General features: G+C 37.2%; 16 protein-coding genes. 6 read left to right on the top strand and 10 right to left on the bottom strand.

Features of this window, described 5'->3' with window-relative positions:
* Position 1 precedes the first annotated feature (1 nt).
* The 4 genes from BUC06_RS00940 to BUC06_RS00925 all read right to left on the bottom strand — a co-directional run bounded on the left by BUC06_RS00940 (position 2) and on the right by BUC06_RS00925 (position 2,473).
* Positions 2-337 carry a hypothetical protein gene (locus tag BUC06_RS00940; RefSeq protein WP_073328522.1) on the bottom strand — a complete coding sequence of 112 codons (336 nt, stop codon included), beginning with the start codon at positions 335-337 and terminating at the stop codon, positions 2-4.
* A 70-nt stretch (positions 338-407) separates the two neighbouring features.
* The gene (locus tag BUC06_RS00935) at positions 408-956 is read right to left on the bottom strand and encodes a prolyl hydroxylase family protein (RefSeq protein ID WP_073328520.1); all 549 of its coding nucleotides are present in this window, start codon (positions 954-956) and stop codon (positions 408-410) included.
* A 29-nt stretch (positions 957-985) separates the two neighbouring features.
* Positions 986-1,528, bottom strand: coding sequence for an NADAR family protein (locus BUC06_RS00930; RefSeq protein WP_073328517.1), 543 nt, complete (start codon positions 1,526-1,528; stop codon positions 986-988).
* Between the two features lie 267 nt (positions 1,529-1,795).
* Positions 1,796-2,473: an NUDIX hydrolase gene (locus BUC06_RS00925; protein WP_073328514.1), complete on the bottom strand. Its 678-nt coding sequence runs from the start codon at positions 2,471-2,473 to the stop codon at positions 1,796-1,798.
* Between the two features lie 121 nt (positions 2,474-2,594).
* Here BUC06_RS00925 and BUC06_RS00920 point away from each other — a divergent pair, with 121 nt between their 5' ends.
* Together BUC06_RS00920 and BUC06_RS00915 are read left to right on the top strand one after the other, a co-directional pair.
* Positions 2,595-3,227: a DUF1579 domain-containing protein gene (locus tag BUC06_RS00920; RefSeq protein WP_073328512.1), complete on the top strand. Its 633-nt coding sequence runs from the start codon at positions 2,595-2,597 to the stop codon at positions 3,225-3,227.
* Between the two features lie 98 nt (positions 3,228-3,325).
* The gene (locus BUC06_RS00915; RefSeq protein WP_034724485.1) at positions 3,326-3,535 is read left to right on the top strand and encodes a hypothetical protein; all 210 of its coding nucleotides are present in this window, start codon (positions 3,326-3,328) and stop codon (positions 3,533-3,535) included.
* Positions 3,536-3,576: 41 nt separating this feature from the next.
* Here the strand turns inward: BUC06_RS00915 and lepA are convergent, their stop codons facing one another.
* From lepA to BUC06_RS00885, 6 genes are all read right to left on the bottom strand, one after another.
* Entirely contained in the window at positions 3,577-5,373 is a 1,797-nt protein-coding gene (gene lepA, locus BUC06_RS00910; RefSeq protein WP_073328509.1) for a translation elongation factor 4, read from the bottom strand.
* Between the two features lie 71 nt (positions 5,374-5,444).
* Complete coding sequence (locus BUC06_RS00905) at positions 5,445-6,449, bottom strand: hypothetical protein (RefSeq protein WP_139263250.1); 1,005 nt, start codon at positions 6,447-6,449, stop codon at positions 5,445-5,447.
* Between the two features lie 80 nt (positions 6,450-6,529).
* Positions 6,530-7,546, bottom strand: coding sequence for a hypothetical protein (locus BUC06_RS00900; protein ID WP_073328504.1), 1,017 nt, complete (start codon positions 7,544-7,546; stop codon positions 6,530-6,532).
* A gap of 97 nt (positions 7,547-7,643) precedes the next feature.
* Positions 7,644-8,165: a hypothetical protein gene (locus tag BUC06_RS00895; RefSeq protein ID WP_073328502.1), complete on the bottom strand. Its 522-nt coding sequence runs from the start codon at positions 8,163-8,165 to the stop codon at positions 7,644-7,646.
* Between the two features lie 5 nt (positions 8,166-8,170).
* Positions 8,171-8,704, bottom strand: coding sequence for a hypothetical protein (locus BUC06_RS00890; protein WP_073328499.1), 534 nt, complete (start codon positions 8,702-8,704; stop codon positions 8,171-8,173).
* Between the two features lie 18 nt (positions 8,705-8,722).
* Positions 8,723-9,274, bottom strand: coding sequence for an RNA polymerase sigma factor (locus BUC06_RS00885; RefSeq protein ID WP_073328497.1), 552 nt, complete (start codon positions 9,272-9,274; stop codon positions 8,723-8,725).
* A gap of 189 nt (positions 9,275-9,463) precedes the next feature.
* Between BUC06_RS00885 and BUC06_RS00880 the strand changes: the two genes are divergently transcribed.
* The 4 genes from BUC06_RS00880 (at position 9,464) to porW (ending at position 13,941) form a co-directional block, all read left to right on the top strand.
* On the top strand, positions 9,464-10,213 hold the full coding sequence (locus tag BUC06_RS00880; RefSeq protein WP_073328494.1) for a Rossmann-like and DUF2520 domain-containing protein: 750 nt from the start codon (positions 9,464-9,466) through the stop codon (positions 10,211-10,213).
* Positions 10,203-10,721: a KdsC family phosphatase gene (locus tag BUC06_RS00875; protein ID WP_073328491.1), complete on the top strand. Its 519-nt coding sequence runs from the start codon at positions 10,203-10,205 to the stop codon at positions 10,719-10,721. The genes BUC06_RS00880 and BUC06_RS00875 overlap by 11 nt, the downstream gene beginning before the upstream one ends.
* A gap of 9 nt (positions 10,722-10,730) precedes the next feature.
* Positions 10,731-11,285: a Maf family protein gene (locus BUC06_RS00870; protein ID WP_073328488.1), complete on the top strand. Its 555-nt coding sequence runs from the start codon at positions 10,731-10,733 to the stop codon at positions 11,283-11,285.
* An 85-nt stretch (positions 11,286-11,370) separates the two neighbouring features.
* Positions 11,371-13,941: a type IX secretion system periplasmic lipoprotein PorW/SprE gene (porW, locus tag BUC06_RS00865; protein WP_073328486.1), complete on the top strand. Its 2,571-nt coding sequence runs from the start codon at positions 11,371-11,373 to the stop codon at positions 13,939-13,941.
* Positions 13,942-13,948 lie beyond the last annotated feature (7 nt).

Genomic DNA, 13,948 nt, shown 5'->3' with positions numbered 1-13,948 from the left:
TTTAAAATGTTTTACCGAATAAATATTCAAATCTCTTCACTGCGACTTCTAACTGAATATTTAAATTTCTGAGGGTTAATGAATATTCTATATCTTTCTGAACAAATGCCTCGGGCTGAAAGTCTGCAAATGTGAGGCTGTTCCTGTCTAAAGGGCTGATGTCAATGAGGGCTTCCTGTTCTCTTTCCAGTCTCTTGATCTTAAGGTCAATGTCTTCCACCCTGCGCCTGTAAATCAATTCGGAATCTGCTCCGATGGTTCGTGCACGGTCTTCTCTGATCTGGTCATTGTTTCTCTGTAATGACTGGATGAATCTTGGTTTTAAGTCGTCTTCCATTTTTATCTTTTTTGTGTTGTTTTTACGCTAAATAAAAAGGGCATAACAATGCTTCTTCTTTTAAAGAATTTTATTTGTTGGAATACATGACATCGGTTCTCAAAACATACTTTTTACCGCTGATCAGGATTTTCCCTTCATGTCTTAGCGGATGATAGAAAACCAGTGCAGATCCTTTTTTCGGAGCGACTGTAAACAAGTTTTCAAATTCTGTTTCTCCTCCTTCGAAGTCATCATTCAGATAAACCATGAAAGTGTAGAAACTTTTTTCATGTTCGTTGCGGATATAGCTTCCGTCTCTGTGTATTTTGAACCTCTGTCCGGGCGTATATTTATAAACTCTGAACATTTCATTGAAATTCAGAAGCTTATAATTTTCGTGTTCCTGAGGGAGAAATTGTTCCGCTATTCTGAAAAGATCTTCTGCTAAATCATGATCAAAAATCATTAGTCTGTCGTTATTCCTGATGCCTTTACTCATCATTTGGCGTCCATGTACATTGATCTGAGCTTCTTCAAATACTTTTCCTTCAGCCATTGCAATATATTTATCACAGGCCTCAGCAGTCAAAAAATCTTCAATGAGAAATATCTGTGGGTGCAGTTCTGTTTTTTCCATAATTTTTATTTTGTGTTTAGTGATTGTGTTTATCTTCTTAATTCGTCCCTTACTTCCATTAAAGCAAAACCGAGCATATTTTCTCCATTCCATAGAGCGGGGTCTTTCGCTCTGGAATCCGTTTCCAGCATTCCGATTCCCCAAATCCTGTCATAAGGACTTGCTTCAATCAGGATCTTATTATCTGTAGACAAGAGAAAATCTTTAAATTTTGAATTTTGGGAGAACTTCAGAAGATTGGCATTTTTTACTATTTCATATTTATGTTCGTCCCAGAGTTTCGGATCAAAATTTTTGACTTTTCTTCCAAGACTTTTAGCCTGATCCGGTGTTTCAGCCTTTACAATCTTTTCTAAAATTTCCTGATCGTTAAACAATTTTGCTTTTCCCGCCATCATATAATGTTCAGCGGTTTTATAGAGGATTCCATTTTCTTCAAATTGAATGGGAAACCATTGGCTGAAACATGATTTGGTGATCTGATCTTTCACGGTATGTCCCCAGAAAAATAGAAAATCCAGTTTTTCTTTTTCCTGAAATCTTTCAATAATATATTGTAGGGTGCATTTCATGATTGTGTTATTATTACACAAATGTAAAAAAATCTCATTATACCGCCAAAATATATTTGCGTTATTTTAACACTAAATAACTAAACTACTGATTATCAAATAAAAAAAAATAAATATTTCAAATCCAATTTGAAACACAAATGATACTAATATTTTCACAAATAGCACAAATATACATTGAACTAAAATTTTAGTTCAATTGATTTAAACAGGAAAACAAGAGATTTTTGATGTAAATTTATACAGAATATGTCATGGAATGGGAAGTTATTTGATCTCGAAATAGAATCCTTCTTTTTCAAGTTCTTCATACTTCTCCTGGTTGAATGTAAAAAGTTTTCCAGGTCTTCCGCTCCCTTCTTTTTTTACATTGTTGGTTTCAGTAAGCAGTTCGTAGCTCATGATCTTTTTACGGAAATTTCTGCGGTCTATCTCGCGCCCGACAATAGTCCTGTAAAGGTTTTCTAGGTCTGAAAAAGGGAATTCTTCATTGAGAAGATTAAAGCCGATCGGCTGGTACTGTATTTTGGTACGAAGTCTTTTTAACGCCATATCAATGATGGTTTTATGATCAAATGCAAGGGTGGGAAGTTTATTCACACTGAACCATTGGGCGTCTTCGGCATCTGAGTCTGCAAAGAGTTCATGATAAGAAGGGTTCACAAGGCCCAGATAAGCTACAGAAACCACTCTGTTCCTTGGATCCCGGCCTATGTTACCAAAAGTGTAAAGTTGCTCTAAAAAATCAGGTTTTATGCCTGCTTCTTCATGCAGTTCTCTTTTGACTGCATCATCCAGGTTTTCATCATCCAGAACAAGGCCTCCGGGAAGCGCCCAGCCTCCTTTAAATGGTTCGATCTTTCTTTTGATTAAAAGGAGCTGAAGGTCCTGCTTATCAAAATATCCGAAAATGACTGCGTCTACTGCAACTTTTATAGCCTGCATAATTAATTTGCGTTATGAATACACAAAAATACGTTTTATAAATGACATCAAAAAAACAATTAACCGAATAATAAAATTAACTAACTTTATTTCACATTAACCCACTTAAAATTAACTAATTATGAAAAATCTATTGTTATTATTCTCAATTGCTTTTGTTTTCTCGGCTTGTGAGAAAGGAAAGTCTGCCACAGAAAAAAGTTTATCCAAAACTGATTCTGCAGATTGGAAACCTGTAGATTCTGCCGTTGCCACGAAAGCCTGGATGGAATACGCCACCCCCGGAGATCTGCACAAAATGCTGGCAAAATATGACGGAAACTGGGCGGGTACATCAACGATGTGGATGGAAGCCGGAGGAAAACCGGTTACCAATCCTTCTGAATGTACGAATAAAATGATCTTCGGAGGACGCTATCAACAAAGCAATTATAAAGGAAATTTTATGGGAATGCCTTTTGAAGGCATGAGTCTGATGGGCTACGACAATGCCAGGAAAAAATTTGTTAGCATCTGGATAGACAATATGGGAACAGGCATTATGCATGCAGAGGGTGAATGGAACGCAGCAAAAAAATCTCTTGAGTTCAAAGGTACAATGGCTGATCCTGCAAGACCTGATAAAGAATGTAATTTCAGAGAAGTGTATGTATTTACCGATGACAATAATCACACGATGGAAATGTACGGTCCTGATTCCAAAACGGGAAAGGAATATAAGTCCATGGAAATAAAATTCACCAGAAAGAAATAAAAACGGGAGAAACCTCCGGTACGAAACAGTGATTTTCCTTAAGAATATCATGAGAGATATGCTCAACTTTGGTATAGAAAATAAAAATTTATACCATCATGAAAACATTATTAAGAGCCTTTATCGTGGTCATTATTATCATAGGAGGAGTATTGATCATTGTCGTAGGGAAAAAGCCTTTCCCGGAACCTGAATGTCTCGTATGCGGGATCAATCTGATAAGAACATTAGGCATCGCTGAAGTCATTCTGGGACTCGGTGCTTTGGTAATCCAGGCCAATCTGACGGAGAAGCAGCGAACTTTCTAAAAAAATAAAAGACCGGTAATTTCTTACCGGTCTTTTTTATATTAATCGTTTAGTTTTAATACTGCCATGAATGCGGATTGCGGTACTTCTACTCTACCAATCTGCTTCATTTTCTTTTTACCCTCTTTCTGCTTTTCAAGAAGCTTACGTTTTCTGGAGATATCTCCACCGTAACATTTTGCGGTAACATCTTTTCTTAAAGCTTTAATGGTTTCTCTGGCAATAACTTTCGCTCCCAAAGCGGCCTGAACAGCAATATCAAACTGCTGTCTAGGAATCAGCTCACGAAGTTTCTCACACATCTTTTTACCGATATAATAGGCATTACTGTCGTGAATCAGTGAAGAAAGGGCATCTACCATATCTCCATTGATCAGAATATCCATTTTAACCAATTTGGAAGAACGCATTCCTATTGGAGAATAATCGAAAGATGCATATCCCTTAGAAATAGATTTCAGACGGTCATAGAAGTCAAAAACAACTTCTGCCAAAGGCATATTGAATGTTAATTCTACTCTGTCTGCCGTTAAATAACTCTGGTTAACGATCTCTCCTCTTTTTTCAATACAAAGGGTCATTACAGCACCAACAAAATCAGATTTAGTAATAATAGACGCTTTAATGTATGGTTCTTCAACTCTATCTAAAAGATTGGGATCAATCATTTCTGATGGGTTGTTGATCAGAATTGCTGTTTCAGGATCCTTTTTAGAATATCCATGGTACGAAACGTTGGGTACCGTAGTAATAACGTCCATATTAAATTCTCTGTCAAGACGCTCCTGAACGATTTCCATGTGAAGCATTCCCAAGAATCCGCAACGGAATCCGAAACCTAAAGCAGCTGAACTTTCCGGTTCGAAAACCAGGGAAGCATCATTTAATCTTAATTTTTCAAGTGAGAATCTTAATTCTTCAAAGTCTTCTGATTCTATAGGATAAATTCCGGCAAAAACCATTGGCTTTACTTCTTCAAAACCATCAATGGCAGCGGAAGCAGGATTCACAAAAGAGGTGATGGTATCTCCTACTTTTACTTCTCTTGCATCTTTGATTCCTGAAATAATGTATCCTACATCTCCACAGTGAATGGATTTCTTAGGAACCTGCTTTAATTTTAATGTTCCTACTTCGTCAGCACCGTATTCTTTTCCGGTCGCGAAGAATTTAATTTTTTCGTTTTTAGAAATACTTCCGTTGACGACTTTAAAATAGGCTTCAATTCCTCTGAACGGGTTGTAAACAGAGTCAAAGATTAAAGCCTGTAATGGGGCATCAGGATCTCCAACCGGAGGTGGAATTCTATTCACGATCTGCTCAAGCAAATCATGCACTCCCTCTCCTGTTTTTCCGGAAACTCTAAGAACATCTTCATACTTGCAACCCAAAAGTCCCATAATTTCGTCGGTCACTTCTTCAGGGTTGGCAGACGGAAGATCTATTTTATTCAGAATTGGAATAATTTCCAAATCGTTTTCTAATGCTAAATAAAGGTTACTGATGGTCTGTGCCTGGATACTCTGTGCAGCGTCTACAATAAGAAGTGCTCCTTCACAGGCTGCGATAGAACGGGAAACTTCGTAAGAAAAGTCTACGTGTCCCGGTGTATCGATAAGATTTAAGATATATTTTTCTCCTTTATATTCATAATCCATCTGGATGGCGTGAGACTTAATGGTGATCCCACGTTCTTTCTCCAAATCCATATCATCCAGGGTCTGAGACTGCAGTTCTCTTTGAGTAACTGTATTGGTATACTCCAAAAGACGGTCTGCCAGAGTACTTTTACCGTGGTCAATATGAGCGATTATGCAAAAATTTCGTATGTTTTTCATTTAAGAACTTTGTAATTTGCAAAGATAAAAAAAAGCGAGACAATTCCTCTCTTTAATTTTCAGGGTACAATTTATTTTTCAAAGATGTAAGCGCCTGTTAAAGAGTCTATATAAACATGGGATAAAGTCGTGTTCGCATTTCTATCCGTTTTTGATCCGGAATCAATTGCTGCTCCGATTAGCCCACCTGCTATTCCTCCTGTCATAGCTCCAATCATAGCTCCTGAGTTGTTGTTTTTCGGATATAGTTCAAGTCTGGAAGAAACAATATAATATCCCTTATCATCTTTATTTATTTCTAAAAAACCAACAGGTGTGGATCGGTATGCTTTCCCGTCTTCAACATATCCGTACATTTCTTCAGTTAAAACAAGAAGATCATTTTGATCTTTCACCCCGATTACTTTCCCTTTTTTATTCTTTCCTATGTAATATTCTTTTTGTGGTTTTTGCTCTGAAAAAGATTTGAAATCTTTATACACTCCATTCACAAGTTCAGGAGACGTAATAAATTTCATGTTTTTCTCCAGTATGGTTTCATAATCCTTGAGTTCAGATTCAAGAATAGGTGTACTTAAAACAGTATGGGAATAAGATTCATTAATAAAAGAAGACAGGACATCTGAAATAGATGAAGAAACTTCTCTGGGGATATTGGGTGTAAGTTTCGAATTAAAACTTAACGTATTGTAGTATCGGTTGATAAAGAAATATTTGCCGCTTCTATTGATGAAGCTGCTTACTTTAATTTTTACTTTTGCCAGCCCCGTATTTTGAAAGCTACTGATCTTCACTTCTTCTAAAAGCATGGTGATATCATTATTTCCTTTTACCTTATTATCATCAGCAAACCAGGTTTCCACATGATTTTTTAAATCTTCATCAGCAAACTTTATGTCTGATGTACCTTTCTTACCGGTAATAGTTCCAATGGTTTTGTCATTCCTGTTATCTATGAGAGTTAAAGATTTGGTAAGGCCTTTTTTATCTTTAATATTCTGATTAAGTTCAATTATTTCCGTTTTTTGGCCAGATAAAACCTCTGAAAGTAAGAGGAAGATTATGATTTTTTTCATTTTGTTTTTTTTATACGTTGTACAGATAAAAATAGAAACAATCCATCTCTCTTTAGATCCCCATTGCATTCAATATATTTTTATTCTTCAGAAAAGTCATATTCTCCGGTCAATGGGTCAATGTATACTTTTCCCGCGTCTCCACTCTTCATTTTCTTCTGTCTTGCTCCCTGCTCAATGACTCCTGCAACTCCCCCAATAAGGCCGAACATTCCGTAAGCACTGTTGGATTGTACAGGAAAAAGGTGGCCGCGGTTGGCTAAAAGATAAAACCCGTTTTCATCTTTATCAAGATCCATAAATCCGGAGAACGTTGATTTATGGGCCTTCCCTTTCTCTACGTATGCAAACATTTTGTAAGCAGGAATCTTAGTCTTTTTTCCGTTTTCCTCTTTCACAGCTTTTGTAACGTCTCCTTTATTATTAATTTCAAGCGCGTAGTCTCCCTTTTCAGGGGTTTGGTTGAAGAAAGAAAGATAATCCAGATAGATTCCATCTTTTAACGGGGTTTCTTTCAAAGCAGGATAATTGTTTTTTACAAGACTGTTGTAATCTGCCAGATCATTTAATGAAACTAAATTTCCGGTAGGATTCAATGAATATGATTTTTTGATGAATACGGAAAAAATGGTCGGAATATTTTTCACCATCAGTTCGGAAACTTCCTGATCATAAAAGGTAAACACGGTATCCTTTTTATATAAAAATTGATATTTGTCTCCGGTTTTAGCAAAGGTCTGAGCAGAAAAATCCATCTTTCCTTCTTTCTTCTTACCATCAGATTCTCCTGTTGAAAGTTTCAGTTTTTTTAAAACCAAAACAAAATCAGTTAATTTACCCGGTTGATTGCTTTTTAAATACCAGGCACTAAAATCAGCATCCGGTGTAGAAGGAAAAACAATTTCCTTCATTTCCTTTTGGTCGCCAAAAGGCAGTGTTCCGATCTGCTTATCCTCTCTCTGATCGATTACTTTGAAAAAAGCATAAGGGTTTTCACTATAATTCAAAATGTTCCCTCTGAATTTTATGACTTCTTTTGTCTGTGCAAAAGCGATAATAGCCACAAAAATAAATGCCAGCTGCATCAGTTTTCTCATTAGATATTTTTTTGCGCAAAAATAGCAATTCATACATACTAAACGGCTCTCACAAAAAAAATTTGTAAGAGCCGTCCAACATTAAAAAAATAAACTATTATGGGTTCTGTTTGGGCCTTGTTGTCGTATCGTGTCCGCTGTGAGGTTTTCTTTCATTCATTTTATCTCTCATCATTCCCTCAGACTGGAATAGTTTCAATACTTTTTGACAAGGAATCACCTGCTGCATTTTATCAGCGTATTTTTTTCGGTTATCCAGCAGCTTCTGCCCTACTTCAAAACTTTGCTGAAGCTTTGCCTTCGCTTCATCATCAGATAAAGTTTCAGGATTGAAATTAGGATTAAACTGGCCTTTTATTTGTTTCTGGTTCTCAAGATACTCATTATACAGCTGTGTAAATTCTGTTTTATCGCTGGCATCTATTTCTAAATTTTCCAGCACCATATTATTTCTGAATTTCTTGAGAAGCTCTTTTCTTTCTTCCGGAGAAAGATTGTTTATTACCTCCTTTCTTTGTTTAGGATCCATCTTTTTCCAGTCATAGTCTGAAGTCTGGGCATTTTGTGCATTCAGACCAAAACCATACATAATAAAAAGCGTAAATAATATCTTTTTCATCTTTCTTAATTATATAGATCTAAATAAACGTCCTGGGTTGAGTTGCTTGCCAGTTCTGATATTTCAGAATTAGAAAAGGAATCCAGGTATTCATTCATTTTAGTTTCTTCTTTTTTAGTGGCCGCTTTTACCGGTTGGGGCGCAGCTGCCTTCTCATTTTCTGTTTTTGAAGCATAGGAAACTGTTTTACTGCTCTGGTTGCTAACTTTTTGATTGTTATTTTCAACAGAAGTTAAATCGGCCTCCAGCGTTTCATAAGCACGCTCGCTTTCTGTTTTCGGCTGTTTTTCATTAACCGCATATGTTCTTGAATTCAACCTATCCTTAGCAGAATCGTTATCAGAATTAAAAACATAAGTAATTCCGAACAGTAAAGCCAGTGATGCCGCAGCAGCATACATCCAGTTGAGTTTAAAAACCGGTGCTTTCTTATTCGCTTTCACTTCGTTCATTACATTGCTCTGGATATTGGCAAATAAATCATCCGGAACCTTGTAAATATTTTTTCGTTCTAGTTTTTCTATGTCGAACTCTTTCATCTTTGTTGGGTCAAAAAATTATCTCTCGTAATTTTCTTTTATATACTCTTCTATTTTCTGTTTGGCATAATGGTAATTTGTTTTTAAAGTCCCTACAGACATATCCACAATTTTTGATATCTCTTCGTAAGGCAAATCATCATAATACCGCATCATAAATACCAGTTTCTGCTTTTCGGGCAGGCTTTGTATGGCGTTCTGGAGCAGCAGCTGTATTTCTTCTGCATCTCCTTCTGTATTGTCGGCCACCAGATTCTGCATATAATACTCCGGATCTTCATCCGTTTTCTGCATTTTCTTCATCTTATTGACCTGCTGCAGCGCTTCGTTGGTAGCGATCCTGTAAAGCCAGGTGTACAGCTGGCTATCATTTTTGAACTGGTGAAAATTCTGATAGGCTTTGATAAAAGTCTCCTGCAGGGTATCCTGGGCAAGGTCTCCATCCACAATAATCCTTCTGATATGCCAGTACAATCTGCTTTGATAAGCATCCATCAAGGCCCGTACCCCTTTTTCCAGGGTCCGTGGATTTTGCATCAACGAAATAATTTCCGCGTCCTTAATCTTCATAAGATGCTTTCACTGTTTTGGATGACAAAAATAGCTGAAAGTTAAATTACTTATTCAATTTTCAGTCCAAATATTTAAAATAATATCAGATCGTTACGCGCTAAGCAATAAGCAACGGCTGAAAGGAAGATTCATGACAAACTTCTACCCTAATGTTTCCATCTTCCTTTAAAATCTTATATTTGTTAGATGCAAATTGTAATTATAGGTTCAGGAAATGTGGCCTACCATATGGCAAAAGCTTTTAGTCTGAAGAACACTCCATTAATGCAGATTTTTGGGAGGAACGCTGTCGAACTGGAGAAAATTTCTGAAGAGCTGAAAGTTCCTTATTCTACGGAGCACCTTGAAGAGGCAGACCTTTACATCATCTGCGTCAGTGACAATTCGGTGGAAAATGTTTCTAAAATGATTACTAAAAAAGACTGTCTTGTTGCCCACACTTCAGGATCTTTGCCTAAAGAAGTCTTATCAGGACCCTACAGAAAATCAAGTTTTTATCCTTTGCAGACTTTTTCAAAATCAAAAGAACTGGAGTATAAAAAGATTCCATTTTTTATTGAAACAGAAAATGAAAAGGACCAACAACTTCTTTTTGACCTTGCTTCCCAAATTTCTGATAACGTAATGGAGAGCAGCCATGAAAAGAGAAAATACATTCATCTTACAGCCGTTTTTGCCTGTAATTTTGTGAATCACCTTTTCGCAAGAGCCAAAGAAGTTTCTGATTCGCAAGAAATTCCGTTTGATTATTTTTTGCCGCTCATTGATGAAACGGTGAAAAAGATTCATGAAATTGAACCTAAGGAGGCACAAACGGGACCGGCAGTAAGAAATGATGTGAGAGTTCTGGAATTACACGAGCAGCTATTAAAAGACGAAAGTCTTAAGATTTACAAGACAATGAATCATTCTATTCAAAAAATGTATGAGTTATAAAGAGAAATTAAAAGATATTAAGGCATTTGTATTTGATGTGGACGGTGTTTTTACCGATGGAAGCGTTTATCTGATGTCTGGCGGAAATATGTGCAGGGTCATGAATGTCCTGGACGGATATGCAGTAGTAAAAGCCTTAAAAAACAAGTATTTAATAGGGGTCATTACCGGCGGAAACGATGATATGGTAAAACACAGAATCAATTATCTTGGAATCAGTGACTATTATGCAAAATCACACAATAAGATGGCTGATTTTGAAGACTTCAAGAAGAAGTACAATCTTAAAAATGAAGAGATTCTGACGATGGGAGATGATCTGCCGGATATCCATATCATGGAAAATTCTGCCATTGCGGCATGCCCCGAAAATGCCGTTCCTGAAGTAAAAGGGATATCCGATTACATTTCGACCAAAAAAGGGGGAAGTGGTGCAGTACGGGACGTGATCGAGCAGGTGATGAAAGTTCAGGGAAACTGGCATGATGATAATACCCAATCTGTATAAATTCAAAGCATGAAATTACTTTTAGCGTCCCAGTCACCCAGAAGAAAAGAGCTGCTTACCAGCTTAGGTTTTGATTTTGAGGTTGTAAAAATAGATTGTGAAGAGATTATTCCTGAAACGATAACAATAGAAGAGGCTGCAGCCTATCTGTCTGAATTAAAAGCAAAAGCATTCAGAACACTCATTGCTGAAGAAGTTTTACTGACGGCTGATACCGTGGTAGCGGCAGAAGGACAAATCCTTGGAAAACCTAAAGATGAAAACGAGGCCAGACAGATGCTCCGCATGCTTTCCGGAAAAACGCATCAGGTCTACACGGGAATCAGTATAAAAACCGTTGATAAAACCTATACAGAAACTGATGTGGCAGATGTAGAGTTGGATGAAATTACAGATGAGGAGATAACGTATTACATTCAAAATTACAAACCTTTCGACAAAGCGGGTAGCTATGGCATTCAGGAGTGGCTGGGAATGGCAAAAATCAGAAAGATGAGCGGAAGTTTTTATACGATCATGGGACTTCCTACCCACCTGGTTTACAAAATTTTGAATGAAATATAAATATTATTCATTATAAAATTTTATTATTTTTACAAAATCATCAACTGCTTATAATAAAAAGCAGATAAGAGAGTTATATTGAATAATGAAAAAAAATATATTATTCCTTTTAATCATGTGTCTCGTTGCTTCCTGTGTCACCAAGACAAAAAAGCCGGAACAGCGATCAAAATTCATGAAAGGATTTAACACCTATTATAATACCCTTTTTAATGCTAAAGATGCATTGAACAGTGAATTTACGAGCAGAGACAAAGGACATAAGGATAATTTCTATGCTCCTTATATTCCTATTCTTACCTATGAGGATCAGCCGCTTGGCAGTGATCTCGGACAATCTGCTGCATTTGCCGAAAACTCTATGAAGATGGCGGAAGTGAACAGACCATCTTCAGGAAGAGGAGCTCCGGGAATGCCACCAGGAATGCCCGGGTCCAATGGAGAGGATCCCAGTAAGCCTGATGATCTTCAGAATAAAGGGGCAACCACTTTGGAAATTGCTGAAGCAAAGGCTCAGAAAGCCATCACCAAGTATTCTGTGATCAGAAACGGTGAAGAAAAGAATAAAAAGATCTTCGATGCCTATATGATCCTGGTACAGTCCAGAATTTATCAGAATAAGGCGGTGCAGGCTCTGGACGCCCTGAATTATGTTTTCACGCACATGAAGGAGGATAAAAGACTTCCGTTGGCGAGAATATATCAGGGAGTGGCTTATGCACAGATCAAAGATTATCATAAAGCCAATGAAACTTTTGCCAAACTGCAAGGGGAAGACATTAATAAAAGTTATGCTAAACTGCTGAGCATCTATTATTCTGAAGCTCTTTTGGATTCAGGAAAAAAGGAGGAAGCAGCTGCTGAGCTTGACAGAGCTTTTGAACTGAATTCTGACCGAAAATTAAAGAGCAGAATATCCTATCTGAAAGGGCAGGTGTATGAAAATATGGGTAACAATGATAAAGCCAGAGAAAGCTTTACGCAGGCCTATAAGTACGCTAATGATTTCGAATTTGAAGTAAAATCCCAGATTGCTATTGCGAAGACATTCAATGGAAAAGGGGATTACAACGGGGCTAAGAATTACCTTGAAGGCATTAGTAAAAAAGGAACGTACGGTTCCAGAAAGAATGAATTTTACTATGCTTTAGGTTTAATGGCCAATAAAGCAGGGAAGAAAGATGAAGCTCAGGATTTCTTTAAAAAATCTTTGTTCGAAAAAGTATCTGATCCGCAGGTAAGAGGTTTAACCTACTACGAAATAGGGAAGAGCTATCTTGAAAAAAACGACTATATCGGTGCCGGAACTTACTATGATTCAGCACTTACGGTAATGACCTATGAGCCTTCCAAGATCCTTTTGAAGGACCAGTCTGAATACATCAAGAAGATCTCCAAAAACTATTATCTGATCAAAAAGAATGACAGTATTCTTTCTTTGGCGAAGATGAGCGACCCACAGAAAACTGACTTTTTCACAAAATATATTGCAAAACTGAAAGCTAAAGAGGAAAAAGAAGAGCTGGAAAGAAGACGTGCAGAAAGGAGCAAAGGATTTGATGGCGGAGACTACAATGCGAATTCTATATTTGCGAATAATACCAATTCTTTTGAAGATTTTGGAGTCACTACAAAAGGTTTTTATTTCAGCAATACCGGGACGATAAGCAAAGGAACTTCCTCGTTTAAGCAGATCTGGGGAGAAAGAGCATTAGCGGATAACTGGCGTTATTCCAAGAAGATGGCGTCTATTGAAGATATGAAAAATGAGGCTCTGGGAGTGACATCAGCACCCAATCCAAGACGTTTTGAACCTACTTACTATATCGAACAGATCCCAACAGATCAGGAAAAACTGGGTCAGCTGAAAAAAGACAGGGATACTGCTTCTTTAGGTTTGGGAGTAATGTATCAGAATTATTTTACGAATACTCCGCTAGCCACCAAGACCTTATATGACCTTGTAGACGTAAAACCGGAGGAAAAGGTAATGTTGCAGGCGCTTTATGAGATCTTTGCTATGAATTATCTGAAGAATCCCCAGGCGTCAGAAAGAGCGAAGCAGATTCTTCTAAGTGATTATCCTTACACTTCCTATGCTGAATTTGCAAGAAACCCTAAAAATATTTCATTTGTAAAATCTTCCGAAGAGGTTGAAAATGAATACAAAAAGGCCTATGCCCTTTATGAATCTGAAAAGTTTGCAGAAAGCAGAGATGTGATAGATCAAACGATAAAAAAGTTTCCAAAAGATGCCCTGATTCCGAAATTTCATCTGCTGAATGCTTTTAATACGGGTAAAACCAGTGGAAAAGAGGTGATGATCCTGCAGCTTGAGCAGATTGCTCTCAATTATGCCAAGACTCCTGAAGGTGTTAAAGCCAAAGAAATGCTGAACTATCTGAAGAGTGAGCTTTCTTTCCAGGCCACTGATAATAAAGGAAATTCTCTTCCGCAGCAACCGGGAACACCTGTACAACCAGTACAAAACCAGGATAATAATATCCCTCAGGTTCCTGCCGGAATTGATAAAAACAACAGTCAGCTTTTACAGTCGCTTCAAGGTACGGGAACTGCTGAGCCAAAAAATCCTAAACAAAGACTGAAAAAGGATAAAGAAAAAATTCCTGATGGTGTACCATCAATGCCAAAATAAATAAAAA

Source organism: Chryseobacterium carnipullorum (genome assembly GCF_900142785.1).
Classification (GTDB): domain Bacteria; phylum Bacteroidota; class Bacteroidia; order Flavobacteriales; family Weeksellaceae; genus Chryseobacterium; species Chryseobacterium carnipullorum.
Note: the sequence above shows the minus strand (reverse complement) of the source record. Positions and strands in the feature narration are given on the sequence as shown.